Genomic DNA, 14,560 nt, shown 5'->3' with positions numbered 1-14,560 from the left:
GCCGGCCCCGGCGTGCATCCCTGTCAACGCGACGCGTCGTGCCCGTCCCCTCCGTTCCCCCGGGGAGGTGCCGCCCGACGCCCGCTGAAAAGGTCCACCCGCCTTGCCATTCCGTCGCGCCACAAGCGCTGCGGGTCCGATTTCCGTCACGAAAACAACAAAAGGTGACGCCATGCACGACACGCAATCCCAGGGCACGCTCCAGCGCGGCCTGAAGAATCGCCACATCCAGCTGATCGCCCTCGGGGGCGCCATCGGCACCGGGCTCTTCCTCGGTTCGGCCGGGGTGCTCAAGTCCGCCGGCCCGTCGATGATCCTCGGCTATGCCATCTGCGGCTTCATCGCCTTCCTGATCATGCGCCAGCTCGGCGAGATGATCGTCGCCGAGCCGGTCGCCGGCTCCTTTAGCCATTTCGCCCACACGTACTGGGGCGGCTTCGCCGGCTTCCTCTCGGGCTGGAACTGCTGGGTGCTGTACATCCTGGTCGGCATGTCCGAACTCACCGCCGTGGGCAAGTACATCCACTTCTGGTGGCCCGAGGTGCCCACCTGGGCGACGGCAGCGGCCTTCTTCGTGCTGGTCAACGCCATCAACCTGGCCAACGTGAAGCTGTTCGGCGAGGCCGAGTTCTGGTTCGCCATGATCAAGGTGGTGGCCATCGTCGGCATGATCGTGCTCGGCTGCTGGCTGCTGTTCAGCGGCTCCGGCGGCGAGCAGGCGACCGTGTCCAACCTCTGGGCCCATGGCGGCTTCTTCCCCAACGGCGTCGGCGGGCTGGTGATGGCGATGGCCTTCATCATGTTCTCCTTCGGTGGGCTGGAGATGCTCGGCTTCACCGCTGCCGAGGCCGAGAAGCCCGGCCAGGTGATCCCCAAGGCGATCAACCAGGTGATCTGGCGCATCCTCATCTTCTACGTCGGTGCCCTGGTGGTGCTGCTCTCGCTGAGCCCCTGGGACGCGCTACTGGCCAGCATCAACAGTGCCGGCGATCCCTACAGCGGCAGCCCGTTCGTGAAGATTTTCGCGCTGATCGGCAGTGACGCCGCCGCCCACCTGCTGAACTTCGTGGTGCTCACCGCGGCGCTCTCGGTCTACAACAGCGGCACCTACTGCAACGGCCGCATGCTGGTCGGCCTGGCGGAGCAGGGCGATGCGCCCAAGTCCCTGGCGCGGGTCGACAAGCGCGGCGTGCCGGTGCGTGCGCTGGTGGTCTCGGCGCTGGTGACCTTCCTCGCCGTGGTGGTGAACTACGTGGTGCCGCACAACGCGCTGGAGCTGTTGATGTCGCTGGTGGTGGCGGCGCTGGTGATCAACTGGGCGATGATCAGCTACTCGCACCTCAAGTTCCGCCAGCACATGGACCGTCAGGGCACCCGCACCGCCTTCCGCGCCCTCTGGTCGCCCTACGGCAACTGGCTGTGCCTGGCCTTTGTGGTCTTCATCCTCGGTGTGATGCTGCTGATTCCCGGTATCCAGGTGTCGGTCTACGCCATTCCGGTTTGGCTGCTGGTGATGGCGGGCTGCTACCGCCTGAAGCTGGCCAGCGCCGCGCGGGCCAAACAGGCCTACGCCGCCGGCTGACCTTTCCACGCCTCACCCGGGCCCGGCCTTCGCGCCGGGCCTTTTCATGGGCGGCGCGCACCGGGCGTGGCGCGCTGCCGGGCGATCTGCGAGCATGTCGCGCCGCCTGTCCATGGAGGGTGCATCCGCAATGATCTTCGGCCCCGATCCCACGTTCATCCTTATCTTCGGCATCGCCGTGCTGCTGGCCGTGCTGTCCGTGCCCGGCCTGCTGGGCCTGTCGCTGGCGCTGGCGTTGCCGCGCTCGCGTGGTCACGTCCTGGCACGGCCCTGGCGCTATGGCGTGCTGGGCGTGCTGCTGCTGTGTTTCGCCGCGCTGGGCGTGCTGATTCTCTGGCAGGAGCGGCAGATGGAAGCCGAGATGCAGGCCAGGCACGACGCCCTCAACCCGCGCCTCGTGCAGGACCTGCAACTGGGCGAGCTGCTGTTCCCCGCCGGCAGCCAGGTGCGCCTGGATACCTTCGAGCCCCTGGACTGGCAGGACCAGCCGCAGCCCCACGGGCTGGACAGCCTGATCGAGGCCTGGCTGCCCAGGCCGCAGCGCGTGCTGGGCCTGGAGGTGGACGCCATGGAGCTGCCGCTGCACCACTCGTTCTCGCGCATGCGCCTGGTGCAGGACAGCGTCGTCGAGGGCTGGCCCTGCGCGGGCAACGACTGGGTGGAGTACCGCCGCGAGATCGAGGAGCGTTTGCAGCCGTCGCGCTGGCGCTTCGACCGTTGCCCGCTGGTGCCCGGCAGCCGGCTGTTCGGGCTGGAGTGGCCGCTGGGCAGCCTGGTCTACGGCAACGGCTACGGCTGGACCCTGCGGGTTTCCGACAGCGCCGGGCCGCTGTCGCTGGAGGGCATGAGCCTGCTGGAGCTGAACCTGATGCTCGATGGCGACCGCCACCTGCTGCGCTGGGACGGGCGATTGGCCGCGCCGTACGCGCTGGGCGACTGGGACTACCCCGCCGGCACCCGCGTGCGTCACCTCGACGAGCAGCGCCTGTTGCTCAGCCCGACCCGCGACGCCCCGGCCCACAACCGCGTGAATGGCGAACAGGTGACCTTCGGGCAGTCGCTGGTGCAGGCACGCGATGGGCGTGAACTGGGGCGTGAAAGCAACGAGCGGATGGGGGTGAACGACGTCTGGGAGTGACGGCCTACGGCGATTGCCCCCGCGGATGTCGGCGATCTCCGAATCCCCCCTCGCATCCTGGGCATCCCCTGGCCTTGCCCCGTCGGGGACGGGCGTTATGGTGGTCCGTCGCCCCGAGGAGGAAGCCAGAAGGAGTCCCCAGATGAAGCTTGCTCTGCAATTCGACGCATCCGTCGGTATCAACGTCCTGCGCCAGGTCATCCAGGCAGCGGGCGACAACACCACCATCGCCTTCAACGCCGCCCACGGCCTGGACATCGGTGACCTGCTCTCGGTGGTCAGTGCCGCCGGCAGCGACAAGCAGCTGGTGCTGGGCTTCGATGGCGCCCGGCTGACCCCGCGCAACCTGCAACAGGCCACCAGCTTCGCTGGCGAGCGCACCGCCATCGAGATCGGCAAGGCCCAGAACGTCAACACCAACGCCCTGCTCGCGGTCATCAACGCCGCCGGCCACGGCAAGCAGGTGAAGGTCAGCTTCAACGGCGCGCAGGCCGACGACGAGGCGTTGCGCCAACTGGTCGACGCCGCCGGGCGCCAGGTCGGCATCGACATCAACGCGGGCCACGCGGTGCCCATTGAACGCCTGCTCGGCATCATCGATGCCGCCTCCAGGGAGGGTGGGCTGGGCCTGGAATTCAACGGCGCGCAACTGCTGGAGGCGAACATCCTCCAGGCCGTGGAGCGGGCCGCCGGCAGCACCGCCATCGGCATCAACTCCGCCCACGCCGTCAAGGAACAAACCCTGCAGGCGGTCATGCAGGCCGCAGGCGATGGCACCCACCTCGGGCTGTCGTTCCACGGCGGCCAGCTCGACGACAAGGGCCTGCTCGCCGCCATCGAGGCCGCCGGCACGAATACCCACATCAAGGTCAACACCGCCCAGGCGATGGGCGCGGGTGCGTTGCTGCTGAGCATCAACGCGACCGCCAACACCAAGCGCTTCAGCGTCGAGTTCAACGGCGCCGAACTGCCGTTCGGCAACCTGCAGCAGGCGGTGGAGGCGGCCGGGATCAACACTGCCGTCAGCGTCAACACCGCCCAGGCCATGGACCCGCAGGCGCTGCACGCGGCCATCGAGGCGGCGGGTGACCTGAAGCGGCTGGACGCCCAGTTCAACGCCCTGCAGATGCCCGATGAAAGCCTCGGCCAGTGGGTCGCCGCCGCCGGCAGTCGCGTGGCCCTGACCGTCGCGGCCGCCCAGGCGCTGCCGCTGCCGACGCTGCTGGAGGCGGTGCAGGCCGCCGGTTGAGCCCCGGCGCTGCGCCGCACCATGAAACGACCAGGCCGCCTCCGGGCGGCCTGGTCGTTTTCCGTTTGGGGCATGCGTCGCAGGTCGTGTGCAACCCGAGGGCAGGTGGCATCGGGGATCGCGGGTTTCACCCACCCTGCGGGCGCGCGATCGGGGGAGGGGGCGAATGGATTGGCTCTGTCTGCATTTGCTGTTGTGAGCGTGATGCGGAGCCTCAAACGCGGTGCTTTCCGGGTATTCACGGCTCCCTGGCACTTCCACCGCGTGGGTTTGGCTTCGCTCCACGGCACCCTACGGATGCCGCTGCGCCCCGAGCGTGATGCGCACATCGATGAAGATGCTGGCGGGGAGCTTGGAGCAGCGGCCAAATGCCCCTTCGGTATCAGTAGAGCTCGGCAATCAGCTGCCCTCGGAATCTCCTGGCAACGCAGACCGAGCCAGTAAGTTCGCTCCTACGGAGGCGCGCTCACACCTGGAAGCGCGCCACCGAGGACTGCATCGCCTCGGCCACGTTGTCGAGGCGTTGTGCGGCGTCGGCCAACTCGTGCATCGCCTCGGTGTTCTGCCGCGACATGCGGGCGATGGTTTCCACCCGCTGGGCCACTTCGCTGCTGGCCCGGGATTGCTCGTCGATGGTCTGGGAAATCTCCTCGACCACCTCGGCGGCGCGGTGGGCGCCGTTGCGGATCTCGCTGATGGAGGTGCCGGCCTGGGTCGCCAGGGAGACGCCGTCGTTCACCCGCGTCACCCCGGTCTGCATGCTGCTGACCGCCTGTTCGGTGCTTTCGCGGATGCGTTCGATCATGCCGGTGATCTCCTGGGTGGACTGCGCCGTGCGTGCCGCGAGGTTGCGCACTTCGTCGGCCACCACGGCGAAGCCGCGACCCGCCTCGCCGGCCCGCGCGGCTTCGATGGCGGCGTTGAGCGCCAGCAGGTTGGTCTGCTCGGCGATGCTCTTGATCACCTGGATGATGGAGTGGATCTCCTCCGAGGAGCGGCCCAGCGCGGTGATGGTGTTGGACGAGCTGTTCACCGCGTCGGCGATGCGGTTCATGCCGTCGACGACGCCGAGGATCACCTGCCCGCCGTTGCTGGCCAGGCCTTCGGAGTGCGCGGAGATGCCCTGGGCGTTGCGTGCGTGCTCGGCGATCTCGGCGATGTTGGCGATCATTTCCTCCATCGCCGCGGCCATGCTGGTGGCGCTGTCGGCCTGCTCGCTGGCACCGTCGACGATGCCGCGCGAGGTGTCGCTGAGGGTGTGCGCGGTGCCCCGCAGCTCCTCACTCTCCTGGCGGATGTCGGCGATCATCTGGCGCAGGTTGTTCTGCATGTCCGCCAGCGCCTGTTGCAACTGGCCGGCCTCGTCGCTGCTGTCGACGCTGATGGTGTTGCGCAGGTTACCCTGGGCGATCGCGCGGGCGACGGCGACGGTCTTCTCCAGCGGGCGCAGCACGGTGCGCATCAGTTGGCCGGTGGCCAGGCACAGCGCCAGGCAGACGACGAGGATGCCGCCGACCAGCCACATGGCCGCCTGGTTCACGGCGGCCTCGCTGGCGTTGCGCGCCTCTGCGGCGTGCCCTTCGATCATGCTGCTGAGGGCTTCGTTGCGCTCCTCCAGCTCGCCGAAGGTGGCGTTGAAGGCCGGCAGCTCGGCGCGCGCCGCGGCCGGGTCGCGGAGCGCGTGGTCGATGATCTTCTCGGCCGCGGTGATGTAGGCCTCCAGGGCCGGCTGCGATTCGCCGATGGCGCGCTTGATGGTGGCGCTCAGGGGCAGGCTGGCGTTTTCGCTCATGGCCTTGCGGAACCACTCGCTGTGCTCCTTGAGGTCCTGGCGCACCTGGTTGGCGGCGGCCGTGTCACCGGGTTCGGCGACGAAGGCGGCCAGCACGTCGGCCCGCAGGGCGTCGTGCATCATGTCGCCCTCCAGGTGGTTGCGCAGGGCGCTGACGCTCAGTTCGTTCTCGGCCAGCGCGTCGGCGAGGCGGGTCTGGCCCCAGAAGCCGATGCCGCCGAGCAGGGCGGCGGCGATGACGCTGATGGCCCCCGAAGCGACCATTTTCTGGCGAATGTTCATGCCGTTCCTCCCTAGGCGCAGACTGGCTGCTAAAGCGTAGCCCAGCGGCGCGAGAAGGCATCAGGGCACGCGTTGCAGCCCGGCGCCCCAGTCCGCCAGCGGCACGCTGGCGGACTGGTTCCAGATGCGTCGCCAGATCAGCCCCAACTGCTGCAGGTCGCCTCGCCCGGCGGGCAGGCGCTCGGTCACGGCCGGCAGCACCCAGGTGTCGCCCCTGTGCGTGGCGAGGATGAAGCGGAACGGGTGGTAGCCGGTGAAGCCCAGGCGCAGGTCGGTCACCACCAGGGCGTCGCCCAGTTGGTCGAAGCGCAGTACGCCATCGGTGAACCACGCCAGCCGTGCGTATTGCGGCGATGCCTTGAGGTGTTCGGCGAGGGCGGTGCCACGTGGCAGGGTCACCAGGGCGGGCGGTGCCGTGTCGAACCAGCTCACCAGGGCCTCGTGGTAGCGCTCGCCGTCCACCACCGTGACCCGCCACAGCAGGCTGTTGAAGGGCGCGGGCGAGGCGAACAGCGCCTCCGCCCGGACGCCCTGGCGGGCGAGCTCGGCCTCGACCCGCTGCTCGGCCATCCACTTGCCGGCGACCGTGAAGGCCAGGTAGAGACTGGACAGGGCCAGCGCCAGCAAGGGACCGCGCGGTGCCTTGCCCCGTGGGCTCCCAGCCAGCCCGGCGAGCACGGCCAGCAGCAGTGGCAAGGTGTAGAGCGGGTCGATGATGAAGATGCTGGACCAGGCCGTCGGCGGCGGGGTGAAGGGCCAGAGCAGCTGCGTGCCGTAGCTGGTGAAGGCGTCGAGCAGCGGGTGGGTGATCAGCACCAGCCAGAGGGCGAGGAACAGCCGTCGCCCCGAATAGCCGGGGTTGGGTCGCCAGCGCCGCAGGAGCAGGGTCAGCACCAGCGCCAGCAGGGTGAGCACCGGCAGCGAATGGCTGAAGCCGCGATGGCGGGTCATCACGTCCACCGCATCCTGGTAGCGGATCAGCACGTCGAGGTCCGGCAAGGTCGCCAGCGCCGCGCCATAGAGCAACGCCTTGCGCCCCTGCCAGCGGCCCAGCACCGCCGTTTGCACCGTCGCGCCCAATACCGCCTGGGTGATCGAATCCATTGCTGCGCCCCCTGGAGACAAGGCGCCTAAATTAGGGGCTCGGCGGGAGCGCGGGAAGTGGCGGGGGAGGGCGATTGGTAAGTTTGTATGAGCGAGGCGAGGGTGCAGGCTGCGAGATTTAAGTGGCCTGCGGCGCTATCCTGTCGCTCTTTCCGCTATCCGGCCCGTGCCATGTTGCTGATCTCCAACAGCGTCCATCTGCCCGACGATGAAATCGAGCTGACCGCCATCCGCGCCCAGGGCGCCGGCGGGCAGAACGTCAACAAGGTGTCCAGCGCGATGCACCTGCGCTTCGACATCCATGCCTCGTCGCTGCCGCCGTTCTACAAGGAGCGCCTGCTGGCGCTGCGCGACAGCCGCATCACCGGCGAGGGCGTGATCATCATCAAGGCCCAGCAGTACCGGACCCAGGAGCAGAACCGAGCCGATGCCCTGGAGCGCCTGGCGGAGCTGATCCGCAGCGCCGGCAAGGTGGAGAAGAAGCGCCGCCCGACGCGGCCGACCCTGGGCTCGAAGACCCGGCGCCTGGATGGCAAGTCCAAGCGCGGGGCGATCAAGGCCGGTCGCGGCAAGGTCGACTACTAGCCGGCTGCGCTGCCGCCGCGGCCTGCCGGCCGCCGATGTCGAAGCCGGGCGATTATCGGCGGATTTCGCGTTCCAGCCGCCGTTCGCCCCGCGCCTTGCCGAGGCCCGCTGGCGGATACTGGCGCCCACATCAATGCCATCCCGCGAGGCCCCCGTTGCTCGACGTCATCACCCTCACCGCGCCCGTGTTCCTGATCATCGGCCTGGGCTACATCGCCTCGCGGGGCGGGCTGGTCAGCCGCGAGCAGGTGCGCGGCATCGGTGTCTTCGTGCTCAACTTCGCGCTGCCGGCGCTGGTGATCAAGGCGCTGGCCGAGCGGCCCATCGGCGAGGTGTTCAACCCCTGGTACCTGCTGGCCTATGGCCTGGGCTCGCTGGGTGTGTTCGGCCTGGGGCTGGCGTATTTCCGTTTCGTGCGCGGGCGCGGCCTGGCGGATGCCGCCATCGCCGGGCTGGGCATGTCGGCCTCCAACAGCGGCTTCGTCGGCTACCCGGTGGTGGTGATGGTGGCGGGGCCCACGGCGGTGCTCGGCCTGGCCCTGAACATGGTGGTGGAGAACCTGCTGATGATCCCCCTGGCGCTGGCCCTGGCCGAGTCGGCGCAGCAGCGCGGGGGCGGGCTGTGGAACACCTTGCGCGGCACCCTCGGGCGCCTGGCGCGCAACCCGCTGATCCTGGCGATGCTGGTGGGTGTCGGCCTGTCGCTGCTGGGGCTGCGCCTGCCAGCCGTGCCGGCGAAGGTGGTGGACATGCTGGCGATGGCCTCGGCGCCGGCCGCGCTCTTCGTCATCGGCGGCACCCTGCATGGCGTGCGCCTGGGCGGCCTGCTGCCGGACATGGTGGCCATCAGCCTGGGCAAGCTGGCCCTGCACCCGCTGGCGGTGGCGGCGTTGTTCTGGCTGCTGCCGCCGGTGGATCCGCTGCTGAGGGTGACGGGCATTCTCTTCGCCTGCGCACCGATGATGAGCATCTACCCGCTGGTGGGCATGCGCTTCGGCCTGGAGGCGCGCTGTGCGGCGACCCTGGTGATGGCCACCGTGCTGTCGTTCTTCGGGCTCAGCCTGGCCATCGCGCTGTTGCAGCGTTGAGCGACCGACGCCAGGCCACTCCGCCGCCGCCGTCAGGGACGAGGGGCGGGGAGGGAAGGGCCTTTCAGCACACCCGTGCGATCGCCTGGGCCAGGTCGCCCAGGCGCGAGGCGTCGAGGCCGGCAATGTTGGCGCGGCCGCTGCTGACCATGTACACGCTGGACTCGCTGCGCAGCCGGGCCACCTGATCGCTGCTGAGGCCGGTGTAGGAGAACATGCCGCGCTGGCGGGCGATGTGGGCGAAGCGCTCGGCCAGGCCGTGGGGCGCGAGGGCCTCCACCAGGCCGGCGCGCAGTTCGGCGACGCGGCGGCGCATGGCGTCCAGTTCTTCCAGCCACACGGCCTTCAGTTCGGCATCGCCGAGGATGGTGGCGACCACCGCCGCGCCATGGTCCGGCGGGGTGGACCAGAGGTTGCGGGCGATGAAGGCCAGTTGGCTGCGCACGTCGACGAGCTGGTCGGCTCCGGCGGCGCAGACGACCAGGGCGCCGGTGCGCTCGCAGTAGAGGCCGAAGTTCTTCGAGCAGGAACTGGTGATCAGCACTTCCGGCAGCGATTCGGCGAACAGGCGCACGGCCCAGGCGTCCTGTTCCAGGCCGTCGCCGAAGCCCTGGTAGGCGAAGTCCAGCAGTGGCAGCAGGCGGCGCGCGCGGACGATCTCCAGCACCCGCTGCCAGTCGTGGTGGCCCAGGTCGAAACCGGTGGGGTTGTGGCAGCAGGCGTGCAGCAGCACCACGTCACCTTCCGGCACCTGTTCCAGGGCGGCGAGCATGCCGTCGAGGTCGAGGCGGTTGTCGGCGCCGACGTAGGGATAGTGGTGGACGGCCAGGCCGCTGGCGGCGAACAGGGTCTCGTGGATCGGCCAGGTCGGGTCGCTGACCCAGACGCCCCGGCCCGGCAGGCAGCGGGCGATGAACTCGGCCGCCAGGCGCAGGGCACCGGTGCCGCCCGGAGTCTGGGTCACGCCGGCACGCTGGCCGGTCAGCAGCGGCGAGCCCGCGCCCAGCACCAGCTCCGCCAGCAGGCGGCCGAAGGCGGCGTCACCGTGGCCGCCGATGTAGGTCTTGGTGCGCTGCACGTCCACCAGGCGCTGCTCGGCGAGCTTCACCGCACGGGGGATGGGGGTCAGGCCCTGGCTGTCCTTGTAGACGCCCACGCCGAGGTCGATCTTGGCCGGATTCGGGTCTGCGCGATGGGCCTCGATCAGGCCGAGAATGGGGTCGCCGGGCACGCGCCCGACCGGGGCGAAATGGCTCATTTGCGGCCCTCGGCGCGTTCGGCCACCTCGTCGGTGCGGGCGGACATGATGAAGTCGTTACGGTGTAGGCCCTTGGCCTCGTGGCTCCACCAGGTGACGGTGACCTTGCTCCATTCGGTGAGCAGGCCCGGGTGGTGGCCTTCTTCCTCGGCGATGGCGCCCACCGCGTTGGTGAAGGCCAGGGCGTAGCGGAAGTTCTTGAAGCGGTAGACCTTCTCCAGCTGCATGATTCCGTCGCGGACTTCGATGTTCCAGTCGGGGATCTGCTTGAGCAGTTCGGCCAGTTCGGCCTCGGAGACCTTGGGCGCGTCGGCGCGGCAGGCTTCGCAATGGGCTTGGGACAGTGCGGTCATGGGGTTCTCCAGGTAGAGGGCTGGCCGGTTGGCGCGGCTCGTGGCGCCAGCCGGCGGGAAAGGGGTTCAGGCCGCCTTGGGCTTGGGCGGGAACTTCGGCGCGTGCAGGCCGAGGGCCATGGCCTGGTGCACCAGCGCCATGATGTCCTCGTGGGCCAGCTCGAACAGGCGCTTGAGCTCCGGCAGCACGAAGTAGAGCGGCTGCAGGATATCGATGCGATACGGGGTGCGCATGCATTCCAGCGGGTCGAAGGCCTGGTGCTCGGGCTCGCCGGAAAGACTGTAGACGGTCTCCTTCGGCGAGGAGAGGATGCCGCCGCCGTAGATGCGCCGGCCCTGTGCGGTTTCCACCAGGCCGAACTCGATGGTCATCCAGTAGAGGCGGGCGAGATAGACGCGCTCCTCCTTGGTGGCCTTGAGGCCGAGCTTGCCGTAGGTGTGGGTGAATTCGGCGAACCAGGGGTTGGTCAGCAGCGGGCAGTGGCCGAAGATCTCGTGGAAGATGTCCGGCTCCTGCAGGTAGTCCAGCTCTTCCGGCGTGCGGATGAAGGTGGCCACCGGGAATTGCTGGCTGGCCAGCAGCTCGAAGAAGGTCTGGAAGGGGATCAGTGCCGGGACACGGGCGACGCGCCAGCCGGTGGCGGCCTGCAGCACCCGGTTGATCTCGCCCAGCTGGGGGATGCGGTCGTGGGGGAGGGCGAGGCGCTCGATGCCGTCCAGGTACTCCTGGCAGGCGCGCCCTTCGATCACCTTGAGCTGGCGGGTGATCAGGGTGTTCCACACCTGGTGCTCGCTGTCCGGGTAGTGGATGAAGTCGTTTTCGTCCGGCTCGCGGGCCACGTATTGCGTGGTTTTCATTCGGCCTCCTGGGGCGGGGCTTCGTTGTTGTGTTGAGCCATGGATAACCCGGAACCCTGCAGCGCGCAGCCCGGTGGCGGCTGTAGCTGCCGGGGTGAGGGCGTAATTTGCGTAAAGAAATGTTTACGTATGGGTCGGGATCAGGCGGAGTCGCCTTGCTGGTGGGGTAAGTCGTCACATATTCTTGACGGAAAAATCGGGCAGGACGCTGATTTTCAGCCCCGCGCCCCAGACAAGAACCCGTTCCGGGGTGCCGCATGCGTATCAAAGTCCATTGCCAGAACCGCGTAGGCATCCTGCGCGACATCCTCAACCTGCTCGTCGACTACGGCATCAACGTCAACCGCGGCGAAGTCGGCGGCGACCAGGGCAACGCGATCTACCTGCTCTGCCCGAACCTGATCAACCTTCAACTGCAATCGCTGCGGCCGAAGCTCGAGGGCATTCCCGGGGTCTTCGGCGTCAAGCGCGTGGGGCTGATGCCCAGCGAGCGTCGCCACTTGGAGCTGAACGCGCTGCTCGGGGCGCTGGAGTTCCCGGTGCTGTCCATCGACATGGGCGGCTCCATCGTCGCCGCCAACCGTGCCGCCGCGCAGCTGCTGGGCGTGCGCGTCGACGAGGTGCCGGGCATCCCGCTGTCGCGCTACACCGAGGATTTCGACCTGCCGGAGCTGGTGCGGGCCAACAAGGCGCGCATCAACGGCCTGCGGGTGAAGGTCAAGGGCGATGTGTTCCTCGCCGATATCGCGCCGCTGCAATCCGAGCACGACGAGAGCGAGGCGTTGGCCGGCGCGGTGCTCACCCTGCACCGCGCGGACCGCGTGGGCGAGCGCATCTACCACGTGCGCAAGCAGGAGCTGCGCGGCTTCGACAGCATCTTCCAGAGTTCGCGGGTGATGGCCGCCGTGGTGCGCGAGGCCCGGCGCATGGCGCCCCTGGACGCGCCGCTGCTGATCGAGGGCGAGACCGGTACCGGCAAGGAGCTGCTGGCCCGCGCCTGTCACCTGGCGAGCCCGCGCGGGCAATCGCCCTTCATGGCGCTGAACTGCGCCGGCCTGCCCGAGTCCATGGCCGAGACCGAGCTGTTCGGCTACGGCCCCGGCGCCTTCGAGGGCGCGCGCCCGGAAGGCAAGCTCGGCCTGCTGGAGCTGACCGCCGGCGGCACGCTGTTCCTCGATGGCGTCGGCGAGATGAGCCCGCGCCTGCAGGCCAAGTTGCTGCGTTTCCTCCAGGACGGCTGCTTCCGCCGCGTGGGCAGTGACGAGGAGGTGTACCTGGACGTGCGGGTGATCTGCGCGACCCAGGTGGACCTCTCGGAGCTCTGCGCCCGGGGCGAGTTCCGCCAGGACCTCTATCACCGCCTCAACGTGCTGTCGCTGCACATCCCGCCGCTGCGCGAGTGCCTGGACGGGCTGGGGCCGCTGGTGGAGCACTTCCTCGACTCGGCCAGCCGGCAGATCGGCTGCGCCTTGCCCCGCCTGGCGCCCCAGGCGCTGGAGCGCCTTGGCCATTACCACTGGCCGGGCAACGTGCGGCAGTTGGAGAACGTGCTGTTCCAGGCCGTTTCCCTGTGCGAGGGGGGCACGGTGAAGGCCGAGCACATCCGCCTGCCGGACTACGGCGCGCCGCAGCCGCTGGGGGACTTCTCCCTGGATGGCGGGCTGGAGGCCATCCTCGGGCGCTTCGAGAAGGCGGTGCTCGAACGCCTGTTCGCCGACCATCCGAGCAGCCGCCAGCTGGGCAAGCGCCTGGGCGTGTCGCACACCACCATCGCCAACAAGCTGCGCCAGCACGGGCTGGGGCGCGAGGAGGCCTAGCGGGCCGTTGAAACCCATTGCGTTGTCGCTGCGGCGTTGGAAGCGCCCGCAAGATGCCCGCGTGATCTGCGCTCCCGGTCGGTTCGTCTCCGCTGCCGTCCAGGTTTCAACGGCCTGTTAGACCTTGGTGCAATGGCCCGGGGGGAGGCGGGCGGGTAAAAAGGGCGCCGTCTGAATCTTGCGTGATGCGGACACAAGCGTTTCTACATTCCTCTCCCGGAATGATTGAACGGGCGACCCGAGGGTCGCCCATTTTTTTGCCTGCGATCTGCCTCTTCGCAGAGGGACTGGTCACGCCAGTTTGAGCAGGCCCATCCCCAGCACCAGCATGAGCAGGCCGAGCCAGCCCTTCCAGGCCAGGCGCTGGCCGAACAGTGCCCAGCCCATGGCGACCGTGGCGAGGATGCCGAAGCCGCCCCAGATGGCGTACGCCAGTGACAGGTCGATGCCGCGCACCGCCTGGGCCAGTGCGGTGAAGGCCGCCAGGATGCAGAGGATGGAGACGGCGCCGAGCACGCGGCGACGGAAGCCGTCGGAGTACTTGAGCAGGACGTTGGCCAGGACTTCCAGGGCGATGGCCACGCCCAGCCAGGCGAAATGGATCCATGTCACGCCGTTCATGCCGCCACCTCCTGGCCGCGGGCCACGGGCTCGGTGCGGGTGCCGAACTTGATCAGCAGGATGCCGACGATCATCACGGCCAGGCCGAGCGCCTTGGCCAGGCCGAGGCTCTCGCCCAGCCAGGCGACGCTGACGGCGGTGATCAGGAGGATGCCGATGCCTTCCCACAGCGCATAGGCGACGCCAACCGGGACGCGCTTCACCGCCAGGGCGAGGAAGAAGTAGGACAGGCCGATCAGCACGTACATCGCGAGGTAGCCGAGCAGGGGTGCGTGTTGGGTGGCGAATTTCATCGAGGTGGTGCCGACGACTTCGAAGAAGATCGCCGTGAGCAGGTAGAACCAGGAACGCATGGTGCCCTCCCATGGGCATGCAGGGGCGTCGTCATGGGGACGGACGCCAGGGAGTCTCGGGGGTTGGGGAGCGCGGGGTCATTTCGTGGCATCCCGGCGCGGCCAGTGGTGGTCGAGGGGGAGGGCGCTAGAGGTCGCCGGTCCAGTGTCCTTCGCGGGACACCAGGCGGGAGAAGTGCAGGGAGTAAGGCTTTGTGTTCGACATAATGAACACAAAATTACCATTTGGAATCGAATAATGCCAATCGATAGGTTTTGGCTAAATGTTTCGGCCTGTATTCGCGGTGTTTGGCAGGCGTGCTGGCGGGTGCAGGAAAACGTCCGTTCGTTTTTATGTTCATTTTCATGCGTCCGGCCGCTGCCCGGCAACGCCGTGTGGGGCGTGCCGTCGATCCGTGCGCCCGCCTGGGCAGGGCCTGGCCGCGAGGGCTCTGCGACGGCCTTAGACCATAGTCCGTATGCGGTAAGACCATGGTCGAA

13 protein-coding genes and 1 pseudogene are annotated in these 14,560 nt (G+C 68.5%); 6 read left to right on the top strand and 8 right to left on the bottom strand.

The window, feature by feature from the left end:
• The first annotated feature begins 172 nt into the window (after positions 1 to 172).
• The 3 genes from HSX14_RS21500 to HSX14_RS21490 all read left to right on the top strand — a co-directional run bounded on the left by HSX14_RS21500 (position 173) and on the right by HSX14_RS21490 (position 3,969).
• The gene (locus HSX14_RS21500; RefSeq protein WP_173172270.1) at positions 173 to 1,582 is read left to right on the top strand and encodes an amino acid permease; all 1,410 of its coding nucleotides are present in this window, start codon (positions 173 to 175) and stop codon (positions 1,580 to 1,582) included.
• 94 nt (positions 1,583 to 1,676) lie between these two features.
• Entirely contained in the window at positions 1,677 to 2,720 is a 1,044-nt protein-coding gene (locus HSX14_RS21495) for a hypothetical protein (protein ID WP_173172272.1), read from the top strand.
• Between the two features lie 142 nt (positions 2,721 to 2,862).
• Entirely contained in the window at positions 2,863 to 3,969 is a 1,107-nt protein-coding gene (locus HSX14_RS21490) for a hypothetical protein (RefSeq protein ID WP_173172274.1), read from the top strand.
• Between the two features lie 466 nt (positions 3,970 to 4,435).
• On the opposite strand, the gene HSX14_RS31710 is transcribed toward HSX14_RS21490, so the two are convergent.
• From HSX14_RS31710 to HSX14_RS21480, 3 genes and pseudogenes are all read right to left on the bottom strand, one after another.
• On the bottom strand, positions 4,436 to 5,149 hold the full coding sequence (locus HSX14_RS31710) for a methyl-accepting chemotaxis protein (protein ID WP_420803761.1): 714 nt from the start codon (positions 5,147 to 5,149) through the stop codon (positions 4,436 to 4,438).
• A 141-nt stretch (positions 5,150 to 5,290) separates the two neighbouring features.
• Positions 5,291 to 5,431, bottom strand: a pseudogene (locus tag HSX14_RS31705) (HAMP domain-containing protein); the annotation flags it as partial.
• A gap of 672 nt (positions 5,432 to 6,103) precedes the next feature.
• Positions 6,104 to 7,147, bottom strand: a complete 1,044-nt coding sequence (locus tag HSX14_RS21480; protein ID WP_173172278.1) for a metal-dependent hydrolase — start codon at positions 7,145 to 7,147, stop codon at positions 6,104 to 6,106.
• A gap of 171 nt (positions 7,148 to 7,318) precedes the next feature.
• Here HSX14_RS21480 and arfB point away from each other — a divergent pair, with 171 nt between their 5' ends.
• On the top strand, positions 7,319 to 7,732 hold the full coding sequence (gene arfB, locus HSX14_RS21475; RefSeq protein WP_173172280.1) for an alternative ribosome rescue aminoacyl-tRNA hydrolase ArfB: 414 nt from the start codon (positions 7,319 to 7,321) through the stop codon (positions 7,730 to 7,732).
• A 155-nt stretch (positions 7,733 to 7,887) separates the two neighbouring features.
• Positions 7,888 to 8,820: an AEC family transporter gene (locus tag HSX14_RS21470; protein ID WP_173172282.1), complete on the top strand. Its 933-nt coding sequence runs from the start codon at positions 7,888 to 7,890 to the stop codon at positions 8,818 to 8,820.
• Between the two features lie 64 nt (positions 8,821 to 8,884).
• On the opposite strand, the gene HSX14_RS21465 is transcribed toward HSX14_RS21470, so the two are convergent.
• The 3 genes from HSX14_RS21465 to phhA all read right to left on the bottom strand — a co-directional run bounded on the left by HSX14_RS21465 (position 8,885) and on the right by phhA (position 11,289).
• A complete protein-coding gene (locus tag HSX14_RS21465; RefSeq protein WP_173172284.1) occupies positions 8,885 to 10,078 on the bottom strand; it encodes an amino acid aminotransferase in 1,194 nt (397 codons plus the stop codon).
• Positions 10,075 to 10,431 (bottom strand): 4a-hydroxytetrahydrobiopterin dehydratase, encoded by a 357-nt coding sequence (locus HSX14_RS21460; RefSeq protein ID WP_173172286.1) that lies wholly within the window; start codon positions 10,429 to 10,431, stop codon positions 10,075 to 10,077. The genes HSX14_RS21465 and HSX14_RS21460 overlap by 4 nt, the downstream gene beginning before the upstream one ends.
• A gap of 66 nt (positions 10,432 to 10,497) precedes the next feature.
• Positions 10,498 to 11,289, bottom strand: coding sequence for a phenylalanine 4-monooxygenase (phhA, locus tag HSX14_RS21455; RefSeq protein WP_111261866.1), 792 nt, complete (start codon positions 11,287 to 11,289; stop codon positions 10,498 to 10,500).
• A gap of 257 nt (positions 11,290 to 11,546) precedes the next feature.
• Between phhA and HSX14_RS21450 the strand changes: the two genes are divergently transcribed.
• Positions 11,547 to 13,106 (top strand): sigma-54-dependent transcriptional regulator, encoded by a 1,560-nt coding sequence (locus HSX14_RS21450; protein WP_173172288.1) that lies wholly within the window; start codon positions 11,547 to 11,549, stop codon positions 13,104 to 13,106.
• A 291-nt stretch (positions 13,107 to 13,397) separates the two neighbouring features.
• Here HSX14_RS21450 and mdtI read toward each other — a convergent pair whose 3' ends face one another.
• The gene (gene mdtI / locus HSX14_RS21445; protein WP_173172290.1) at positions 13,398 to 13,727 is read right to left on the bottom strand and encodes a multidrug/spermidine efflux SMR transporter subunit MdtI; all 330 of its coding nucleotides are present in this window, start codon (positions 13,725 to 13,727) and stop codon (positions 13,398 to 13,400) included.
• Positions 13,724 to 14,080: an SMR family transporter gene (locus HSX14_RS21440; RefSeq protein WP_173172292.1), complete on the bottom strand. Its 357-nt coding sequence runs from the start codon at positions 14,078 to 14,080 to the stop codon at positions 13,724 to 13,726. Before HSX14_RS21440 ends, mdtI begins: the two co-directional genes overlap by 4 nt.
• Positions 14,081 to 14,560: the final 480 nt, after the last annotated feature.

Origin of the sequence: Pseudomonas tohonis (genome assembly GCF_012767755.2) — a bacterium.
GTDB lineage: Bacteria > Pseudomonadota > Gammaproteobacteria > Pseudomonadales > Pseudomonadaceae > Metapseudomonas > Metapseudomonas tohonis.
The sequence above is the reverse complement of the archived record's forward strand: the minus strand, read 5'-3'. Positions and strand labels throughout refer to the sequence as shown.